The organism is uncultured Phyllobacterium sp. (assembly GCF_902479695.1).
In the GTDB taxonomy this organism is placed as follows: Bacteria; Pseudomonadota; Alphaproteobacteria; order Rhizobiales; family Rhizobiaceae; genus Phyllobacterium; species Phyllobacterium calauticae.
On sequence record NZ_CABSQF010000030.1, the window covers coordinates 41,455 to 60,341 of the forward strand.

Annotated in this window: 26 protein-coding genes and 1 pseudogene; 15 read left to right on the forward strand and 12 right to left on the reverse strand. The window is 59.7% G+C overall.

What is annotated here, in order from left to right; genetic code table 11:
- Positions 1-300 precede the first annotated feature (300 nt).
- Positions 301-2,283: a threonine--tRNA ligase gene (gene thrS / locus RDL77_RS17385; RefSeq protein ID WP_223615117.1), complete on the reverse strand. Its 1,983-nt coding sequence runs from the start codon at positions 2,281-2,283 to the stop codon at positions 301-303.
- Between the two features lie 574 nt (positions 2,284-2,857).
- Here thrS and RDL77_RS17390 point away from each other — a divergent pair.
- Both RDL77_RS17390 and RDL77_RS17395 read left to right on the forward strand, forming a co-directional pair.
- Positions 2,858-3,523 carry a nucleotidyltransferase domain-containing protein gene (locus RDL77_RS17390; RefSeq protein ID WP_288193928.1) on the forward strand — a complete coding sequence of 222 codons (666 nt, stop codon included), beginning with the start codon at positions 2,858-2,860 and terminating at the stop codon, positions 3,521-3,523.
- Positions 3,520-3,939, forward strand: a complete 420-nt coding sequence (locus RDL77_RS17395) for a hypothetical protein (RefSeq protein ID WP_288193929.1) — start codon at positions 3,520-3,522, stop codon at positions 3,937-3,939. Before RDL77_RS17390 ends, RDL77_RS17395 begins: the two co-directional genes overlap by 4 nt.
- 41 nt (positions 3,940-3,980) lie before the next feature.
- Here RDL77_RS17395 and yidD read toward each other — a convergent pair whose 3' ends face one another.
- Together yidD and RDL77_RS17405 are read right to left on the reverse strand one after the other, a co-directional pair.
- Positions 3,981-4,346 carry a membrane protein insertion efficiency factor YidD gene (yidD, locus tag RDL77_RS17400; protein WP_288193930.1) on the reverse strand — a complete coding sequence of 122 codons (366 nt, stop codon included), beginning with the start codon at positions 4,344-4,346 and terminating at the stop codon, positions 3,981-3,983.
- Positions 4,347-4,353: 7 nt separating this feature from the next.
- On the reverse strand, positions 4,354-4,800 hold the full coding sequence (locus RDL77_RS17405) for an iron-sulfur cluster assembly scaffold protein (RefSeq protein ID WP_288193931.1): 447 nt from the start codon (positions 4,798-4,800) through the stop codon (positions 4,354-4,356).
- A 278-nt stretch (positions 4,801-5,078) separates the two neighbouring features.
- On the opposite strand from RDL77_RS17405, the gene folE reads away from it, so the two are divergent.
- The 3 genes from folE to RDL77_RS17420 all read left to right on the forward strand — a co-directional run bounded on the left by folE (position 5,079) and on the right by RDL77_RS17420 (position 7,267).
- Positions 5,079-5,705 (forward strand): GTP cyclohydrolase I FolE, encoded by a 627-nt coding sequence (gene folE / locus RDL77_RS17410; protein ID WP_223615120.1) that lies wholly within the window; start codon positions 5,079-5,081, stop codon positions 5,703-5,705.
- A 26-nt stretch (positions 5,706-5,731) separates the two neighbouring features.
- Positions 5,732-6,151, forward strand: coding sequence for a phosphoribosyl-AMP cyclohydrolase (hisI, locus tag RDL77_RS17415; protein ID WP_288193932.1), 420 nt, complete (start codon positions 5,732-5,734; stop codon positions 6,149-6,151).
- A 216-nt stretch (positions 6,152-6,367) separates the two neighbouring features.
- Complete coding sequence (locus tag RDL77_RS17420) at positions 6,368-7,267, forward strand: patatin family protein (protein ID WP_288193934.1); 900 nt, start codon at positions 6,368-6,370, stop codon at positions 7,265-7,267.
- 23 nt (positions 7,268-7,290) lie between these two features.
- Here the strand turns inward: RDL77_RS17420 and RDL77_RS17425 are convergent, their stop codons facing one another.
- Complete coding sequence (locus tag RDL77_RS17425) at positions 7,291-7,722, reverse strand: CBS domain-containing protein (protein WP_223615123.1); 432 nt, start codon at positions 7,720-7,722, stop codon at positions 7,291-7,293.
- A 125-nt stretch (positions 7,723-7,847) separates the two neighbouring features.
- Positions 7,848-8,546, reverse strand: a complete 699-nt coding sequence (locus tag RDL77_RS17430; RefSeq protein WP_288193936.1) for a rhomboid family intramembrane serine protease — start codon at positions 8,544-8,546, stop codon at positions 7,848-7,850.
- A gap of 444 nt (positions 8,547-8,990) precedes the next feature.
- Here RDL77_RS17430 and RDL77_RS17435 point away from each other — a divergent pair, with 444 nt between their 5' ends.
- The 3 genes from RDL77_RS17435 to RDL77_RS17445 all read left to right on the forward strand — a co-directional run bounded on the left by RDL77_RS17435 (position 8,991) and on the right by RDL77_RS17445 (position 11,235).
- A complete protein-coding gene (locus RDL77_RS17435) occupies positions 8,991-9,620 on the forward strand; it encodes a PAS domain-containing protein (protein ID WP_223615125.1) in 630 nt (209 codons plus the stop codon).
- 103 nt (positions 9,621-9,723) lie between these two features.
- The gene (locus RDL77_RS17440) at positions 9,724-10,332 is read left to right on the forward strand and encodes a PilZ domain-containing protein (protein WP_288193937.1); all 609 of its coding nucleotides are present in this window, start codon (positions 9,724-9,726) and stop codon (positions 10,330-10,332) included.
- A 285-nt stretch (positions 10,333-10,617) separates the two neighbouring features.
- On the forward strand, positions 10,618-11,235 hold the full coding sequence (locus tag RDL77_RS17445) for a transglutaminase-like cysteine peptidase (protein ID WP_223615127.1): 618 nt from the start codon (positions 10,618-10,620) through the stop codon (positions 11,233-11,235).
- A gap of 12 nt (positions 11,236-11,247) precedes the next feature.
- Here RDL77_RS17445 and RDL77_RS17450 read toward each other — a convergent pair whose 3' ends face one another.
- Complete coding sequence (locus tag RDL77_RS17450) at positions 11,248-11,775, reverse strand: gamma carbonic anhydrase family protein (protein ID WP_288193940.1); 528 nt, start codon at positions 11,773-11,775, stop codon at positions 11,248-11,250.
- A gap of 151 nt (positions 11,776-11,926) precedes the next feature.
- On the opposite strand from RDL77_RS17450, the gene RDL77_RS17455 reads away from it, so the two are divergent.
- Positions 11,927-12,652, forward strand: a complete 726-nt coding sequence (locus tag RDL77_RS17455; RefSeq protein WP_223615129.1) for a hypothetical protein — start codon at positions 11,927-11,929, stop codon at positions 12,650-12,652.
- Between the two features lie 43 nt (positions 12,653-12,695).
- Here the strand turns inward: RDL77_RS17455 and RDL77_RS17460 are convergent, their stop codons facing one another.
- The 5 genes from RDL77_RS17460 to RDL77_RS17480 all read right to left on the reverse strand — a co-directional run bounded on the left by RDL77_RS17460 (position 12,696) and on the right by RDL77_RS17480 (position 15,961).
- Positions 12,696-12,902 (reverse strand): DUF3126 family protein, encoded by a 207-nt coding sequence (locus RDL77_RS17460; protein ID WP_105733161.1) that lies wholly within the window; start codon positions 12,900-12,902, stop codon positions 12,696-12,698.
- Between the two features lie 106 nt (positions 12,903-13,008).
- A complete protein-coding gene (gene cysE, locus RDL77_RS17465) occupies positions 13,009-13,833 on the reverse strand; it encodes a serine O-acetyltransferase (protein WP_223615130.1) in 825 nt (274 codons plus the stop codon).
- Positions 13,834-14,094: 261 nt separating this feature from the next.
- Positions 14,095-14,850 (reverse strand): alpha/beta fold hydrolase, encoded by a 756-nt coding sequence (locus tag RDL77_RS17470; protein ID WP_288193944.1) that lies wholly within the window; start codon positions 14,848-14,850, stop codon positions 14,095-14,097.
- An 8-nt stretch (positions 14,851-14,858) separates the two neighbouring features.
- Positions 14,859-15,371 (reverse strand): DUF192 domain-containing protein, encoded by a 513-nt coding sequence (locus RDL77_RS17475; protein WP_223615132.1) that lies wholly within the window; start codon positions 15,369-15,371, stop codon positions 14,859-14,861.
- An 8-nt stretch (positions 15,372-15,379) separates the two neighbouring features.
- Positions 15,380-15,961 carry a cold-shock protein gene (locus RDL77_RS17480; RefSeq protein WP_223615133.1) on the reverse strand — a complete coding sequence of 194 codons (582 nt, stop codon included), beginning with the start codon at positions 15,959-15,961 and terminating at the stop codon, positions 15,380-15,382.
- A 333-nt stretch (positions 15,962-16,294) separates the two neighbouring features.
- Here RDL77_RS17480 and RDL77_RS17485 point away from each other — a divergent pair, with 333 nt between their 5' ends.
- The 6 genes and pseudogenes from RDL77_RS17485 to RDL77_RS17510 all read left to right on the forward strand — a co-directional run bounded on the left by RDL77_RS17485 (position 16,295) and on the right by RDL77_RS17510 (position 18,534).
- Positions 16,295-16,735, forward strand: coding sequence for a VOC family protein (locus tag RDL77_RS17485; RefSeq protein WP_223615134.1), 441 nt, complete (start codon positions 16,295-16,297; stop codon positions 16,733-16,735).
- A gap of 252 nt (positions 16,736-16,987) precedes the next feature.
- Entirely contained in the window at positions 16,988-17,188 is a 201-nt protein-coding gene (locus tag RDL77_RS17490) for a hypothetical protein (protein WP_288193945.1), read from the forward strand.
- Entirely contained in the window at positions 17,185-17,418 is a 234-nt protein-coding gene (locus RDL77_RS17495) for a helix-turn-helix transcriptional regulator (RefSeq protein ID WP_105733002.1), read from the forward strand. The genes RDL77_RS17490 and RDL77_RS17495 overlap by 4 nt, the downstream gene beginning before the upstream one ends.
- 1 nt (position 17,419) lies before the next feature.
- A pseudogene (locus RDL77_RS17500) lies at positions 17,420-17,653 on the forward strand (helix-turn-helix domain-containing protein); the annotation flags it as partial.
- Between the two features lie 70 nt (positions 17,654-17,723).
- Positions 17,724-18,074, forward strand: a complete 351-nt coding sequence (locus RDL77_RS17505; protein ID WP_288193948.1) for a helix-turn-helix transcriptional regulator — start codon at positions 17,724-17,726, stop codon at positions 18,072-18,074.
- The gene (locus tag RDL77_RS17510) at positions 18,064-18,534 is read left to right on the forward strand and encodes an SRPBCC family protein (protein WP_288193950.1); all 471 of its coding nucleotides are present in this window, start codon (positions 18,064-18,066) and stop codon (positions 18,532-18,534) included. The genes RDL77_RS17505 and RDL77_RS17510 overlap by 11 nt, the downstream gene beginning before the upstream one ends.
- Positions 18,535-18,536: 2 nt before the next feature.
- On the opposite strand, the gene RDL77_RS17515 is transcribed toward RDL77_RS17510, so the two are convergent.
- The coding region (locus tag RDL77_RS17515; RefSeq protein WP_288193952.1) for a M48 family metalloprotease at positions 18,537-18,887 on the reverse strand (351 nt) is incomplete at its 5' end.

The following is an 18,887-nucleotide window of genomic DNA, read 5'->3' on the forward strand; positions in this document are numbered from 1 at the left end:
CAATCTCGTCGCACTTCCATTGGATTGTTTTGGGAAAGCATCTGTCAGATTCAGCTCCAACTCTTCGACACCTGCCATACGCGATTTATGCTTCGTTTTCCCCGGCCATGGCGCGCCCATCCATATTGCATTTGTGGAGGCAGTTTATCAGGCGATGTGCATCCCCGAAATCCGCAGAGCTACCGAGGCATACAAGCCCGCATTGCTCAGCGCCCGCTGAAACAGCTGTATTCACTGGCGCACGCAACGCCATGACAGCGTGATGAAAGTCACCACGCTGTCACAAAGCAATGGGCGGGCCTACTCCGCAGCGGCGCGCAACAGGTCCGGCGGCGTGGCTTCCTCGCCGAGCTGCCGGATCGCATCATCAAGGCTGAGCGACGTCTGGTTCTGCGAACCCAGACGGCGCATGTTCACCGTCCGCTCCTCCGCCTCGCGCATGCCGCAGACGAGAATGACCGGTACCTTCTGCAGGGAATGCTCACGCACCTTGTAGTTGATCTTCTCGTTGCGGAAGTCGGTGATGACCTGCAGCCCCGCCGCCTTCAGTTCCTTGGCGACCTGCCTGCCGTAATCGTCGGCTTCCGTGGTGATGGTGGCCACAACCACCTGCACCGGCGCAAACCACAGCGGCAGATGACCGGCGAAGTTTTCGATGAGAATGCCGAGGAAGCGTTCCATCGAGCCGCAGATGGCGCGGTGGATCATCACCGGCTGCTTCTTCTCGGACGTCGAGTCGATGTAGAAGGCACCGAACCGCTCGGGCAGGTTGAAATCGACCTGCGTCGTGCCGCATTGCCATTCGCGGCCGATGGCGTCCTTCAGCGTGTATTCGAACTTCGGGCCATAGAACGCACCCTCGCCCGGCAGAATGCCGGTCTTGATGTCGTTCGACTGCTGCTGGATCTGCTCCAGCACACCCATCATCACGCTTTCAGCCCGATCCCACAGCGCATCGGAACCGACGCGCTTTTCCGGGCGCGTCGACAGCTTGATGGTGATCTCGTCGAACCCGAAATCCTTGTAGACCGACAGGATCAGATCGTTGATGCGCAGGCATTCGGCCGCCATCTGTTCGTCCGTGCAGAAGACATGCGCATCGTCCTGCGTGAACCCGCGCACGCGCATCAGCCCATGCAGCGCACCCGACGGCTCATAGCGGTGCACATTGCCGAATTCCGCAAGCCGCACCGGCAGATCGCGGTAGGACTTCAAGCCATGCTTGAAGATCTGCACGTGGCCGGGGCAGTTCATCGGCTTGAGTGCGAAGACGCGCTCGTCATCGGTTTCATCGCCGGCGACCGTGACCTTGAACATGTTGTCGCGATACCAGCCCCAGTGACCCGACGTCTCCCACAGCGACTTGTCGAGCACCTGCGGTGCGTTGACTTCCTGATAGACGCCGTCGAGACGGCGGCGCATGTAGCTGACCAGCGTCTGGAACATGCGCCAGCCCTTGGCGTGCCAGAACACGACGCCGGGGCCCTCCTCCTGGAAATGGAACAGGTCCATTTCGCGGCCGAGCTTGCGGTGATCGCGCTTTTCCGCCTCCTCCAGCACATGCAGATAGGATTGCAGCTCGGCATCGGTGGCAAAGGCGGTGCCGTAGATGCGGCTGAGCATCGGGTTGTTGCTGTCGCCGCGCCAGTAGGCACCGGCCACCTTCATCAGCTTGAAGGCATTGCCGACCTGGCCGGTCGAGGCCATGTGCGGGCCGCGGCACAGGTCGTACCAGTCGCCCTGCGCGTAAATCTTCAGGTCCTGGCCTTCCGGGATCGCATCGACCAGCTCGACCTTGTAGGCCTCGCCCTTGTCGGCAAAGACCTTGCGGGCCTTTTCGCGCGACCAGATTTCCTTGGTGAACGGCTTGTTGCGGGCGATGATCTCGCGCATCTTCTTCTCGATGAGCGGCAGGTCATCGGGCGTGAAGGGCTCGTTCTTGGCAAAATCGTAGTAGAACCCGTTCTCGATCACCGGACCGATGGTGACCTGGGTGCCCGGAAACAGCTCCTGCACGGCCTCGGCGAGGACGTGGGCGCAATCGTGCCGGATCAGCTCGAGTGCACGCGGGTCGTCGCGGGTCAGGATCTCGATGCTGCCGGAATGCTGCAGCGGGTCGGACAGATCGCGCACGACCCCGTCGACCGCATAGGCCACGGCCTTCTTGGCCAGGGATTTCGAAATGGATTCGGCAAGTTCCGCACCGGATATGGCCGCGTCGTATTCGCGCTTCGAGCCATCGGGGAATTGCATGGATACAGTTTTGGAAACTGTCTGTGACATCAGTTGCTCCTATCCAGTCCCGCCAACAATCGCGGGTGGTGTTTCATGACCGGAACGGCTCCGGCGAGCGGACTTTTATGCGCAGATTGATCCGGCGTAAAGTGGCGGTTGAGGAAAAGCGGGTTTTACGGTCAAGGATGAGTGAGGCTATTCCCGGCGCAAGCGCACGCCCGGACCGCCTGCGGAGGTCTGGCCGTCATCAAGCAGTTCGACACCGGCCGTAAACAGCGCGCTGCGAATGGCTTCCAGCGTGTCGATCCTGCCGCGAACGATTGCTTGGCCTGCCCCTCGAAATTGCGGATTGTGTTGATGCCAACCCCGGCAGCATCGGCAAGGGCTTTCTGGTCCATCCCCGCCAAGGCACGCGCCGCTTTGATCTGGTTCCCTGATACCGACATACGTACTCCAGACACTTTTAGTTGGGTTTTTACCGCGTTATGGCGCTGGCACAAATCGGCAACCCTACGTATCGGGACAGAACTGACCTTGATATAGATAACAATAGTAAACTAAAGATATCTATTGATTTCTAAAGACATTCATATATAAAGGCAGATATCTTTCAGGAGTCGTCGTGGCCCGTCCCAAACCCCAAAGCGCTATTCGCTTTCCTCTCTCGTCGGTTTTCGGAACCGAAGCCAACGTCAGGGTCGTGCGTGAACTGTCACGCCATGGCGGTCAACTCGATGCATCCACTCTCGTCAAGAGAACAAAACTCACGCTGCCTTCGGTGCTCAATGCGCTTTCCATTCTCGTCGCGTTCGGCATACTTGACGAAGTGGGCAGCGGACGCACTCGACTTTTCAGCATGAGCCGAATATCGCCGCTCAACACGTCCATTCTGTCTCTTTTCGATGCAGAAGAGGCACGCTTCAATGCTGTTATCGACGCTGTAAGAGAGTGCGTGGCCTCACTCGGCAACAAAGTGATGGCGGCATGGATTTATGGCAGTGTCGCCCGGGGAGAAGATCGTGCGGAAAGCGATCTTGATGTTGTCCTTATCGCTCAAGACGAAGATGTTTCGTCTGTGCAAAGCGGGAGCGTCGATTTTCTACTGGCTAGAGGTGAGGCCCTATCGTTCTCGCCATCGGTCAATACGCTTTCACGCGCCGATCTTAGACGATTAATGGAAAACAATGATCCGTTATGGAAAGCATTTGCGGCCGATGCTTTGGTGGTAAGCGGTCCGCGCCCCACTTCCATCTTCCAAGCAATTCCCGATAAGGAAACTCCGGCGTGACCAGAAGCGGCTCCACGAAAGCAGTCGACGCTAGCCATGGTTTAAATCGCCTGACGATCGCCAGAGCATTTTTGGAATCCGCGCAGAATCAGGTGGCCATAGCGCAATCCGGCACCCTGGGAAACCCGATCGCCGCGACGATCGTCAATGCGGCAATCGCCTATACGGATGCCTTGACCGCAACCTTTGGAAACAAGATAAACCAGCAGGACCATTCGGCTATGGTGAAGACCCTGCGTCAGGTTATGGGTAATCGCCTACCGAAGGCCCAAGAAACGAAATTGGGCCGAATACTCGGGAATAAAGACCTGGCCCAATATGGCGGGCGTTTCATGCTGCTCTCTGACGCCCAGTCACTGCTGATCCAACTCGAAGAATACGCCGCATGGGCCGAATCCGAGATGGCCCGCGCTTAATCGGCGCCCGGGTGGCGTTAGACCAATGCTGACAACCTATTCTATATATTTTGCTTGCTCACACCCCAGTACCGCCATGGCATGTACCAGGCAAAACGCTTGTCCAGCATCATCGGCACCGGATCAAGGCCGCTGGTGCCGCCCGGCCCGCAGCGGACGAACCGGAACAGGCCCATCCACCCCCCGGTCCACAGGCCGTAACGGGCAATGGATTCATAGGCATATTCGGAACAGGTCGGCAGGTGGCGGCAGGAATTGCCGATTAAGCCGGACAGCGTCAGCTGGTACAGCCGGACGAAGGCCGTGCCGAACAGCCGCCCCGGCGTTTTGCGCCATGGTCCGTTCCAGTTGCGGGAATATTTTTTTCCCGCCGCAGGGGAATGGTTGTGGGCGGGGTCAGCGCACATCGGCGGTTCAGGCGGCCGCTTCGGCGTTTTTCTTCTCGATCTGGTCGAGGCAATCCACCACCGCCTCGAAGGTCAGCATGGTGGAATTGTGCCGGGCCTTGTAGTCGCGCACCGGCTCGAGAAATTTCAGGTCTTCAAAGCGCCCCTGCGGCGGCGCCCCATTCTCTTTCAGCATTTTGAACATGGCATCGCGCACAGCGTGCAATTCCTCGCTGGTCGCGCCGACCACATGCCGCGCCATGATGGATGACGACGCCTGGCCGAGCGCGCAGGCTTTGACGTCATGGGCGAAATCCGTCACCACGCCGTCCTTGACCTTGAGATCGACGATCACTGTCGAACCACAGAGTTTCGAATGCGCCGTGGCGGTTGCATCGGGATTGTCCAGACGGCCAAGGCGCTGGATATTCCCGGCAAACTCCAGAATGCGCGTGTTGTAGACGTCATTGATCATAATGAGCTTCCGCTGGTGACACGGCCCGAAGCGAAGCGCAAACAGACAATTGTCCATCGCTTTGGCCCTATGAATCCCGAATTCACTCTCTATATAGTATGTGAGCGGGCGAGCACAAAGCGCCATGGCGTAAATTCTGCGTCAATGGTAGATGTAGTCGCCCAGGTTCAGCCTCAGGGCCAAGCCGGCTTCAATACACCACGTATTCGTTTCGGAACGACTATCGTGTATTGCCGTTTAACTCGTCGCTCCCTTGAGGGCGACTACGGGAGATCGCGATGGATGCGGTAATAAAAAGTTTGCAGTCACCGACTGGCAATCAGAACAACCTACGACGCCCAACCCAGGAAGAAGCAGAAGCTGCCGTTCGCACGCTGCTGCTTTGGGCCGGCGACAATCCGGACCGCGAAGGCCTGCTCGACACGCCGCAGCGCGTGGCAAAAGCCTATAAGGAACTGTTTTCGGGCTATGATGAAGACCCGGAGGAAGTGCTCGGACGCACCTTTGAAGAAGTTGCCGGTTATGACGACATCGTCTTCATCAAGGACATACCGTTCTTTTCGCACTGCGAGCATCACATGGTTCCCATCATCGGCAAGGCGCATGTCGCCTATCTGCCCGATGGCGAGAAAGTGGTCGGCCTGTCGAAGATCGCCCGCGTCGTGCATATCTATGCCCGCCGCCTGCAGACGCAGGAGAGCATGACAGCCCAGATCGCCAATGCGATCCAGGGGTCGCTGCGCCCGCGCGGCGTGGCCATCATGATCGAGGCCGAGCATATGTGCATGGCCATGCGCGGCATCCGCGTGTCCGGTTCGACAACGACCACCACCACCTTTACCGGTGCCTTCAAGGGTGATGTCAACGAACAGGTCCGCTTCATGACCCTCGTCAAGGGTCGCTAAACCAGTCTTTTCCAGAATTGGCAGTCATGTCCAACGGTTCCTTTTCGTCGCCCCTTGCCGACAAACATGCAAACGAAGAAGGCGCGGTGTTCGCACCGCGCTTCGATGCCGCCGGTCTCGTGACCGCCGTCGTCACCGATGCGCGTGACGGCCATCTCCTGATGGTGGCGCACATGAATGCGCAATCGCTGCGCCTGACTTTGGAGACCGGCATCGCCCATTACTGGTCGCGGTCGCGCCAGTCGCTGTGGAAGAAGGGCGAGACCTCCGGAAACCTGCAGACCGTTGTCCGAATGCGCACCGATTGCGATCAGGATGCGCTTTGGCTGGAGGTAACGGTGGCTGGAAACGGCCCGACGTGCCATACTGGCCGCCGATCATGTTTCTACCGTCAGGTCGTCAGCGAAAATGGCACATCCCATCTGGTCATGACGCCGGAGGCGTAACAAATTTCTGCTCTCCGGTGCCCTGAACTCCACGGTCTCATTTTTGATTGGTTGGCTAAGCGGCCATAATTCCGCAATATTCATCCTTTGGATACCAAAGTGAGGGGATAATGTGCGAATACGACTTTAGGAGTGCATGCCATGCTCGAATGGGCATCGCGACGGCTACGTGCGGCAGAACCGATTGGCGTTACGAACGGTCCTGAAACACCTGTCATGGATCCGTCCCCCCACAGTGACAAGAGAGCCCCAATCGCGCTGGCGCTGGGCGGCGGCGCGGCGCGCGGCTGGGCGCATATCGGCGTGCTGCGCGCGCTCGACGAGGCCGGTATCGAGATTTCCATGATTGCCGGCACGTCGATCGGCGCGCTGGTCGGCGGCTGTTATCTCGGCGGCAAGCTCGACCAGCTGGAGGAGTTCGCGCGCAGCCTGACCAAGCGCGGCATTTTCTCGCTGCTGGACCTGCGGTTCGGCGGCAGCGGCCTGTTCGGCGGCATGAAGCTTGACAAGCGCCTGCGCGATCATCTCTCCGAGCTTTCCATCGAAGACCTGCCGAAACCGTTCATCGCGGTGTGCACGGAGATCAATACCGGCCACGAAATCTGGCTGACGCGCGGCAACCTGATCACCGCCATGCGGGCATCCTATGCCCTGCCCGGCGTGTTCGAGCCGGTCGAGTGCAACGGCCGCATTCTGGTGGACGGCGCGCTGGTCAATCCGGTGCCGGTTTCCGTCTGCCGCTCCTACGAACAGCCGCTGGTGGTGGCGGTGAACCTGCACTACGACCAGTTCGGGCGTGCCGCGGTGATCAAGCATTCCGCCGGAGCGACGCTTGCCGCCGATGCCGAACGCGAGGGCGCGGTGGCGCATTTCCGCGCGGCGCGCGCCACGCGGCTTGGCATTACCGGCGTGATGATGGAATCGTTCAACATCATTCAGGACCGGATTTCCCGCGCCCGCATGGCCGGCGATCCGCCTGACATCGCGCTGCTGCCGAAAATCGGCCATGTGGGGCTTGCCGAGTTTCACCGCGCCGACGAGGCGATCAAACTCGGCTATGAGGAAACCATGGCCCGGCTCGGCGAGCTCGAGCGCATGCAGAAGGTCGTGTTCTGACCCGATCCGTCCGTGCAACCGCTTCAGGCGGTTGCGATATAACTGCGAATTTCCTGGGACTCGCGCTCCACTTCCTCGATGCGCAGCTTCACCACGTCGCCGATGGACACGATACCGTGCAACCGGCCATCCTTCTCGACCGGCAGGTGGCGGAAGCGGCCGCGGGTCATCATTTCCATGACCTGGTTGACCGTATGCTTTTCCGTGCACACGCTGACCTTGATGGTCATGATTTCGGAAACGGGACGCCAGAGCACATCGGCGCCATCGGCAGCAATGGCGCGCACCACGTCGCGCTCGGACAAAATGCCCTTGATGGCCTTCTTGTCATCGACGATGACAATGGCGCCGATCTTGTGTTTGGCTAGTGCGGCGACCGCGTCGCCAAGGGTCGTTTCGGGTGCTGCGCTAAAAACGTCGTAGCCTTTGCGTTCCAGTATCATTTTGACTGTCATGTACGTCCTCCTTGCACATAAGTCTTAACGCTGACCGCCGCGATCCTCCTTTATCCCGGCGATCAATACGCCATGGTGCGCGTATGTTGCCCCCAATGCAACAGCTTTGCAATCATACCAACAATTCAGCGCCGGTCGCTGCGATCAAACAGGGCAATGCCCAGAAACCCGATGAGAAAGCCGCCAATATGCGCTTCCCAGGCGATCGTCGCGGCATCTCCCGGCACGACGGCGAAAAGGCCGGTGCCGATATTGGTGATGAACCAGACGGCGACGAAAACGAGAACCGTACGGGTCCGCAGCGCAACGGCAATCGGCAGGATCGGCCCGGTAAACGCAGCGGAATTGCGCTGGGTCGAGCGGCGGAAACCGAAGCGCGCCGCCGCCCCCATCATGCCGGATATGGCGCCGGAGGCACCGACCAGCGGGATCGGGCTGGCGGGGTAAATGGCAAAGTGCATCATGACGGCGGCAACGGCGGTGACGATCCAGAACAGCGACGTGCGCAGCGGCCCGATGCGCGCCGCCAGCGGCGAGCCGAAGGCGGCAAGCCAGACCATATTGAGCGCTATATGGGCAAAACTGCCATGCATGAAGGAATAGGTGATGGTGGTCAGCCAGGCGGCGGGCGAATAAAATCCGCCGAACTGGGAAAACCGCGCGGGAATGAAGGCATAGTCGAGCAGGAAATTGTTGTCCTGCGCCTCGGTCAGCACGTAGTTTTCAACCAGAAACACCGCGGCGCAGATGGCGAATATGGCGAGGATGACGCCGGGAATGTTGAAGATCGGCTCGCGTGCCGGTGATTGATCAGGGGTGCTCATAGGTCTGTCATTCTTCCCGCAACTGATTCATTGCAATGCGTGCTTAGCAGCAAACTCTCCAAACAAAAATAAGGCCGTTCAATGATGTTGAACGGCCCCGAGCTGGATACATGAACATAGAACTCTACTCGCCCCCCTTGTCGCATGCCGGCACCGCCCGCTCAATCTAAACCATTTGTTAACCTTAATCGCCCCCTGCGGTGGACGCAGCCGCTTCGCCAATGGCGCTTCCCGCCTGCCGGTGCCAAAGTCAGCGCTCGTGGACAGCGGGGGTTCGTGGCGCGTGGTTCGACAAGCTCACCATGAGGGAGGTTGTGGGTTGCAGGGAGTCATAGTCTGCAGCGTTTGCTATTGGCATTGCAGCCAGACCACCCCCTCATGGTGAGCTTGTCGAACCACGCACCCCATACGGCGCAAGACCGGAATATCAACAGGAAGCAGCATATGCGGCACGACGGAACCAGCGAGATCTTCGCCTACTGGAACGATCTGCGCGGAACCCGCGCAGCGCCGGAACGGCGGGAGATTTCGCCCGCGCTCATCCGCTCGCGCCTGTCCGAAACGTTCATCCTGCGCGCCAGCGGCCCCGGCGAAGCGCGGTTCCGGCTGGCGGGAACGCGGATCTGCTCGATCTATGGCCGCGAACTGAAAGGCCAGAGCTTCAGCTCCATCTGGCAGGCCAAGGACAAGGCCGTCATCGCGCGGATCGTCGCCAGCAGCCTGACCAGCAAGACCGTCGTCCAGTCGACCTATGAGGGCAAGAGCAGCCGCGGGCGCAAGATGCTGTTCAACCTCATCCTGCTGCCCCTCGCCAACGAGGTGCATGAACGGCACCTGCTCGGCATGATCGCACCGGCCGGCAAACCGTTCTGGCTGGAATCCGACGCGATCATCGAAAACAGCCTGCGGTCCATCGCGATGATCGATCCGCGCAATCCAGCCAATATGCCTGCCGGCAGCGTCCGGGCTGAAGATCACAAACCCCTGATTTCCAATATACTCCTGCCTGCTCCCAATGGCAGCCGCCGGGTCAGGCATCTCATGGTCTTCGACGGCGGGAAAATCTTGGATTAGGTTAGTAAAACCTAAGCAAGACCTGCATCTGTTACATCGCCGTTAAGACTTGTGTTCTAATCTTCAGAGATAAAGAGTCATTTTAAGCCTTCGGACACACTTCATGCATCTGACCCGTGACGATTCACCCCAGACTATCGCCACGACGGGAAAATTCCATCGCGTGAAGGTCGAACTTTACGGCCGCTTCATGCTGGAAGACCGGACCGAGCATGTCGGCCAGATCAGTGAAATGTCGCCGGGCGAGGCCCTGTTCACCACGGAAGTCATGGCCGGCACGGGCGAGCGCATCATCGCCTATGTCGATCATATCGGCCGCATCGAAGGCACGGTGGAGCGCCTCGTCAGCAATGGCTTTTACCTTTCGCTCGTCGCATCGGAGCGCAAGAAGAACAAGATCGCGGCGCAGCTGACCTGGCTTGCCAACAAGCATGAACTGGACATGCCGGAAGACCGGCGCCACCAGCGTATCGCGCCGCGCAATCCCATTGCGAAGCTCGGCATGGCGGATGGCCGCGAATATCCCTGCCGCATCATCGATTTGTCGATCTCCGGCGCGGCGGTCGAAATCCGCATGCGCCCTGCCCTGCACAGCCAGGTCATTCTCGGCTCCATGCGCGGGCGCGTCGTGCGCCATTTCGAGGAAGGCATTGCCATCGAGTTCGCGACCGTCCAGAGCCGCGAAGCCATCGAAATCTCCCTGCAGAATTAAATATTCCTCGCTTGGTTACCAAAAGACTTCAGCGTTCAAGCCATGCAGCGGCACGCTTTAAGCGATCATAAATAATTGCCTTCCGAGAAAAACCAAACTTTAACCGAAATATACTTCGTATACTTCACGCAATTCCTGCTTTAAACAAAACAGTAATATTCAATAATACTTTGCAACGGGTGATAGTTTATTTTTTGCTACCCGTTTTGTTCGGATTTACTGCTTCAGGTTTCCATCAGATCAAGGTCTCTCTGTCATTGTCACCTCAACCGGGGAGACGACGGTATGATAAAAAGCATAATTCTTGCGGGCGCAGCCCTTCTGTTGATGAGCATAGGCACCCAGGCGGGCCCGGCGCGGTCCACGGCGACGGTGATGCAGACCGGCGGGCGCACTTCGCAGCCTATCGGCCATTACGATTTCTGCCAGATCTACCAGGACGAATGCCGCATCCGCAGCATCAGCGACACGCCGGTGGCCCTGACGCCAAATGTCTGGGCGCAGCTGGTTCAGGTCAACACCCAGGTCAACACGGATATCAAGCCGGCCACGGACATGGAAATCTATGGCGTCGAGGAATATTGGGGCTATCCCGACAAGGTCGGCAATGTCGGCGACTGCGAAGACTATGTGCTGCTCAAGCGCCGGATGCTGATGCAGCGCGGCCTGCCCGTCAGCGCGCTGCTGATCACCGTCGTGCGCCAGATGAATGGCGAAGGCCACGCGGTTCTCACCGTGCGCACCGACCGGGGCGACTATGTCCTCGACAATCTGGAACCGCAGATCAAGCCGTGGAACGAAACGAGCTATGACTATCTGAAGCGCCAGTCGACACATTATACCGGCGCATGGGTATCCATCACCGACGACCGCCAGGTTCTGGTCGGCAGCATCGGGAAATAATGCCGGACAGGATCAGCTGATCTCAAGCCCCCGCATGAAGCGCCTGCCGTTCTCGACATAATGGGCGGCGGAAAGCCGGAGCTGTTCGATGGCAGCCTCGTCCAGCGTGCGGATCACCCGCGCCGGCGATCCGACGATCAGCGCATTGTCGGGGAACTCCTTTCGCTCCGTCACCAGCGCCCCGGCGCCCACCAGCGAATTCCTGCCGATTTTCGCACCGTTGAGAATGATGGCGCCGATGCCGATCAGCGTGTTTTCGCCGATGGTGCAGCCGTGCAGCATGGCGCGGTGGCCGATGGTGCAGCCCTCGCCGATCGTCAGGGGATAACCCATATCCGTGTGCATCACCGAATGTTCCTGCACATTGGTGTTGCGGCCGACATGGATCGGTTCATTGTCGCCGCGCAGAACGGCACCGAACCAGATGCCGGCATTCTCGCCGAGAAAGACCTTGCCGACCAGCGTCGCATCGGGCGCGATCCAGTTCGATTTCCGGTGTTCAAATTCGGGCGCGTGGCCGTCGAGCGTGAATAGGGGCATCGTTCCTCCTCAGATTCTTCACGCTCAGCTTAGCGAGCCGCCGCCCGCTTGGCGATGCCGATGCGAATACAACTTTCACGTGTGGTTAACCATAAATCAGCACTTTGACGTTAGCCTTCCTGTCAACCGAGGCAACAGGACCCGAAGGTTGATGCAAGCTTCCGCACAGCGCGTGGAATCGATAACGGGCAGCCCCTTTCTGCAGCGCATTTTCTATGGCGTCGCGGCGCTCGCCCTCCTGACCATCGGGCTTGTCGTTGCCGGGCATTATTTCGGCCATACGATTTCCCTCGGCGGGCATACGGAAGACACCGATGTGCATGAGGTGGTGATCGGCAACAGCGTGCTGGCGCTGCCGGCCAACACCATCCGCTTCCGGGCGCAGCGGCGCGATGGGGTGGCGCAGCGGGTTGACCTATACCTGCACTGGCCCGACATGCAGGGCTACCAGCCGGAATTCATCCGGGATTTCAACGGCGCGGGGGAAAAGAAGGCGCTGCTCTTCCTGACGTTTGAGCCGCGCGCAACCTCGCGCGACATGTCCGGCCGCTACGGTCCGGTCTACAGCACCCTGACGGACGGCCCCGGCATCAAAGGCCCGGCAGGCCTGACCATCCAGACCTTTCGCGCCACCAGCGGTTTCGTCAGTGAACAGCTCGTCTCCTCACCGGAAAGCAAGGGCCGCAGCTTGTTTGTCGCGCGCTGCCTCGATGAGGCCACGTCGAAAAGCAACCTCGCCTCCTGCCAGCGGGATGTTTTTATCGGTGAGGATTTGCAGCTGACCTACCGATTCCCGCGCGAATTTCTCGCCAACTGGCAGGAATTGGAACAAAAGGTCCTGGCCTTTGCACAAGGCCATCTCAAGACACCGAAGTGACGCCGAATGCGGGCGGCACTTCCATTCAAAACGGCGTTAACCGTCAGAGATCCATGTCGAGAATGGCCATGGAGAAGTTGTAGGATAGTTCGCCCTCGTCTTCATCCTTGTAGATCAGGCCGAGAAATTCATCGCCAAGATAGAGTTCAGCCGAATCGTCCTTGCGGGGACGGGCCTTTACCGTGAGTTCCGTGTTTCTGAATGTACGCTTGAAATAGCTGTCGAGTTTTTTCAGTTCTTCGGGTTTCACGCGGTTTCTCCTGTCGAATGCAAAATTGTGAAGCGGGCTTGTGGCATGCAGCAACCGGCCCTGTAAAGGGCCGGTGTGTTCGTTTCAGTCACTGAACCGCACGGTTTCAGTCGAAATTGGTGATGAGCTGGTCCATGGCGCGCGACGGTTCGGCGCAGCCGGTTTCGCCAACGACCCGGGCGGGAACCCCGGCGACGGTGACATTGTGCGGCACGGGCTTGAGCACCACGGAACCGGAGGCAACTTTCGAGCAATGGCCGATTTCGATATTGCCAAGGATGCTGGCCCCGGCGCCGATCAGCACGCCGTGGCGAATTTTTGGATGACGGTCGCCGGTTTCCTTGCCGGTACCGCCGAGCGTGACGCCCTGCAGGATCGAGACATTGTCCTCGATGACGGCGGTCATGCCGACGACGATGCCGGTTGCATGGTCGAAGAACACGCCCTGCCCCATCGGCACAGCGGGATGGATATCGGTCTGGAAGACGGAGGATGAGCGGCTCTGCAGATAGAGGGCAAAGTCCTTGCGGCCCTCGTTCCACAGCCAGTTGGCCAGCCGGTGCGTCTGGATCGCCTGGAACCCCTTGAAATAAAGGATCGGCTCGATGAACCGCGTGCAGGCGGGATCGCGGTCATAGACGGCCTGGATGTCGACGCGCAGAATCTGCGACCAGGACGGCGTGGCGTCCATCATCGCGGTAAAGGTCTGGCGCAGCAGCTCCGACTCGACATCCGGATGATCGAGCCGCTGTGAAATGCGGTGAATGACCGCCTGCTCCAGCGACTGGTGGTTGAGAATCGTGGTGTACAGGAACGTCGCCAGCAGCGGCTCCTGGCGGATGGTTTCCTCGGCTTCGGCACGGATGGACAACCAGATCGGATCCATCTGCTTGACCGATCCGGTCATTTTCATCGGGTTGCTTGCGGACATGTCCTACTCCAGGCAATCAGCCAATAGTCTTGCGTTGCCACCAGCATACGGCAAAAGTGTTTTGTTGACACCCCAAATTCACCGGGCTGAAACAGTGTCGCGGTTTGCGCGTGGTTCGACAAGCTCACCATGAGGGAGGTTGGTGCTGCAACGCTCATCGGAACCATTGCAGAATAGTACGCCCTGCCGCCCACTCCATTCCTCATGGTGAGCTTGTCGAACCACGCGCCACAAATCTTCTTGCGGTTTATACGCGCACCGTCAGAGCGGATGGGCTTTCAGGAACCGGATCACGGCTTCCTTGAACACCTTGTCGCCGACGGCCAGCATGTGATCGCGGTTGGGGATATCGATGGCTTCGCCCTGCGGCATCAGCGCCGCCAGCCGGTGCGGGCTGCCGCCGATGTCGTCCTTGGTTCCCACCGCAACCAGTGCCGGCTGGGTGATGCGCGCCATATTGGCTTCGCTGATTTCCTCCTTGGAGGTGATGACGCAGGCGGCCAGGGCGATCTTGTCGCTCTTCGTCTTGTCGGCGAACATGCGGAACATTTTTCCGCGCGGATGCGTCACCGTCTCGGCGTCTTCCGCCAGCAGCGCCTCGGCGATGGGATTCCAGTCGCCGGCGCCTTCCACCATGCCGATGCCAAGCCCGCCGAAAATGACGTCATGCACCAGTTCGGGATGTTCCAGCGCCAGGAAAGCGGTGATGCGCGCGCCCATGGAATAGCCCATCACATGGGCTTTCGCGATGCCGAGATGCCTGAGCAGGGCCGCGGCATCCCCGGCCATCAGGGTCGGCGTATACAGCGATTTTTCATGCGGCTTGTCCGACTGGCCATGGCCGCGATTGTCGATGGCAATGGTCCGGTAACCGGCGGCGGTCAGGGCCGGCACCCAGCCGGGCTGCACCCAATTGTAGAAGTGCGACGAGGCAAAGCCATGGATCAGCAGGACCGGTTCGCCCGCGCCCTCATCGAGATAGGCGAGCTTCAATCCATCATTCTCAAAAAACTGCATATCCGAACCTATTTTTTGGTGCAGGCGCCGCAGACCGCGGCAATGGCGGGGTGGCGGACCTTGTCGCCGACCGCAACGCCCAGCCGCCGGGCCGTGCCCGCCTTGACTTCGATGACGAACCGCGCGGGACCGCCGGAGGAAATCGTCGTCCGGGAAAACGGCACCGCATTGGCGCGAATCGCCGACACACGGCCGTTTTCATCGAGGAAAATCATGTCGAGCGCCGAAGGGGTATTCTCCATCCACATGGTGACAAGACGGCTGTCCTCGAACACGAACAGCATGGCGCTGTTGTCCCTGAGGTCGGTGCGGAACATCAATCCCCGCTCGCGCTCCTCGTCGGTATCGGCCACTTCGACCTGGAAGGGAACATCGCCCCTGGCGGTGTTGATCACCAGCGGCGCCGCATCGATGGGCAGATGCATCGGCTGCTGATCGGCGGCGGGCACGGCCGATGTGGCAAGGACCAGCGCAAAAAGGCCGATCAGCAAAGACCGGCACAATCGGAACAGCCTGTTCATGGGATGTCTTAGTGGGATGCCGGCAGCTGCGTGCCGATATCCGGGTGAATTTCCGAAGCCATCAGGCCCTTGTCACCATTGCCGAAGCGGACCAGCACCACCTGTCCCGGACGCAGTTCGGTCAGGCCGAAGCGGCGCAGGGTTTCCATGTGGATAAAGATATCCTCGGTGCCTTCACCGCGGGTGAGAAAGCCAAAGCCCTTGGTGCGGTTGAACCACTTGACCAGAACGCGTTCGAGACCGCTCGACGGCGTGACGGTGACATGGGTGCGCACCGGCGGCAGTTCGGTCGGGTGAACGGCGGTGGAACTGTCCATCGAGAGCACGCGGAAGCACTGCATGCCGCGCTCGCCCTGCTTGACTTCGCACACGACACGCGCGCCTTCGAGCGCGGTCTGGAAGCCGTCGCGGCGCAGGCAGGTCACATGCAGGAGTATATCAGGCAGATCAGCATTGTCGGGGATCACAAAGCCATATCCCTTGGCGACATCGAACCATTTGATAGCGCCCGAAACCTCGATGAGGTCGAGGCCATCGGCTAATTGTTCATCATCGGGGGAATGCCGGGCTGATACTGGTCTGTCTGACATGAAGCGAGCCCCTCCTCTCCTGAAAGCAACCACTGATTCTCTGGAGTCAGAATAACACCTGTCCAATGGATGAGGGCAAGTATCATCTGGCTGTTTTTGTTGAAAAACAGGTGCAAATCTTGTGATGACCGGTTCAACCACCCGTTGCAAGCCTGTCAATTTGTGGCGTCATGAAAATAATGTTACCAAAAAGATGTAGGCGCCTAGCCCGGCGATCGCATGATCACCCCGGGGCAATGACACGATTGCCCGGGGCAATTGCACAATTGCCCGGGGGCAGCCGTCCGGTTGCTGCCGCCTTTCATACACTGACGCACACATCAAGGAAAAACGATGCGCTATCTTCACACAATGGTCCGTGTCCGCGATATCGATGAATCGCTGGATTTCTACTGCAACAAATTCGGCCTTGAGGAAATTCGGCGTACGGAAAACGAAAAAGGCCGTTTCACGCTGATTTTCCTGGCCGCTCCCGACGACAAGGGCCGCGCCGTGGCCGAACGGGCGCCGGAACTGGAACTGACCTACAACTGGGACCCGGAAACCTATACGGGCGGGCGCAATTTCGGCCACCTCGCCTATGTCGTCGACAACATCTACGCCACCTGCCAGAAGTTGCAGGACAGCGGCGTCATCATCAACCGGCCGCCCCGCGACGGCAACATGGCCTTCGTCCGCTCGCCCGACGGCATTTCCATCGAAATCCTGCAGAAAGGCGCCCCGCTGCCGCCGCAGGAACCCTGGCTGTCGATGCAAAACACCGGCAGCTGGTAAATTTTATGTCGATGTCACCGCCGCCTGAGAGGCGGCGGCGATGGATGATTGTTTGATGCAAGGTGCGTGGTTCGACAAGCTCACCATGAGGAAGGTTGGCTGCAAAGTTAGCCGAAATGATAGCTGCCAAGCCGATCGGAAATGTTGCAGAATAGAGTTTCTTGCAATCCTCGTCGTCCCTCATGGTGAGCTTGTCGAACCACGCACCGTACGCCTTGCAAATGGCGACCTGAGGGAAAGGAAGCTGATCTGATGGCTGTCAAACGCGAATTACAGAAAGCATTCCAACCGGGTCGCGGCTATACCAGAGAAGACTGGGATGCCGTCGACAGCCCCGAGCTGACCGACGAGGAAATGCGGCAGATGCGGCCGTTCAGGGAAGTGTTTCCCGAACTCGCCCGCGAAATCGACAAGGAGATCGCCGCGCGTGGCCGCCCAACACAAAAAACATGATTACTCCTGAGCAAATACGCGGCGCACGGGCGATGCTGGGGCTGACCCAGGCGGAGCTCGCAACGCTGGCTGGCCTGTCGACAACCGGCCTCAACAATATCGAGCGCGGTCTGGCCGACCCCAAGGCGTCCACCTTGCGGGCTATTCAAGCGGCGCTTGAAGCCAAGTCCGTGGTTTTTCTCGCCGATGGCCAGACCGTCGATGGCGGGCCGGGTGTCAGGCTGAAATAGAGTGACAATCTCCCCCGCACAGTGCCGTGCTGCACGCGCCCTGATTGGCTGGTCGCAATCCAAGCTTGCGGACGTGGCAAAGGTTGCGCCGGCGACCATTGCAACCTTCGAAACCGGCAAACGCGTCCCCTACGACCGGACGCTTGACGATCTCAAGGACGCCTTGACGGCGGCCGGAGTGGTCTTTCTCGACAAGGGCGCCGAGCGCGCCGGCGGCGCCGGTGTCCGGCTGGCGGATTAGCGCATTTCACTTCCGTACCTAAAACAGTTTGCCAAATGGAAAACTTTTACTTATAGTTCTCCATATGGAAAACTATCAGATATCGCTGGATGCCGCCTTTCACGCCCTTGCCGACCCCACCCGCCGGGCCGTGGTCAGCCGCCTGACCCGGGGCCCCGCCCCGGTCAAGGAACTGGCGGAACCCTTTGCCATGGGATTGCCGTCCTTCATGAAGCACCTGCGGGTGCTTGAGGCCGACGGGCTGATCCATTCCAGAAAGATCGGCCGCGTGCGCACCTGCTGGGTGGATACCGAAAGGCTCGCGGCCGCCGAAACCTGGCTCGCCGCGCAGCGGGCCCTCTGGCAGGGCCGGGCGGACCGGCTGGCCGATTATGTTGAAACCCAGATGAACGGGAGTGTTGAAGATGCCGGTTGACCCATCCGAACTGACCATTGCGCGTTTCATCAAGGCGCCGCCCGCCCTCGTCTGGAAGGCCTGGAGCACACCGGAGCATCTGGCGAAATGGTGGATCCCCGCGCCCATCGAATGCAAGGTGGTCAAGCTTGACCTTCACCCCGGCGGCGCGTTCGAGACGCGCATGCGCGAGGACGGCGGTGATTTCCAGCCGCATGTCGACGGCTGTTTCCTGGAGATCGTGCCGGAAGCGAAACTGGTGTTCACCACCGTCATGACCGGCGGCTGGAAACCGGCCGAACCCTGGCTGGCCCTGACCGCGATCATCACCTTCGAGGCCGAGGGCAGCGGCACCCGCTACGCCTCGCGCGTCCTGCACAAGGACGCCACCGACGCCCGCAAGCATGAAGAAATGGGATTTGACGAGGGCTGGGGCACCGCCATCGACCAGCTGGCAGTCATCGTCCAACACTTGGCCTGACCCTAATTGGCCGTCCCGGCCCTCGCCTTCAACTCCCCGGCATAGTCGAGCACCATTTTCCGCCGCTCGGGCGTGCCGGGATGGGTTTGCAGCATGCTGGTGGGGCTGTGGTCGTCGAGCTTGTCCTCCACCAGCGCGAAGAAGCGGGCAATGGCGGCGGGGTCATAACCGGCCTTCTGCATCAATTCGACGCTGTGCCGGTCGGCGGCGCTTTCGTCGGCGCGTGAATAGGACAAGGCCAGCAAACCGCCGCCCTGCACCAGCACGTCATGGGTGCTGCCACCGATATCGCCGCCGATCAGCATGATCAGCCCGGCAACCCCGGCGGCGCGGTAGAGCTGGCGCAGGCTGTG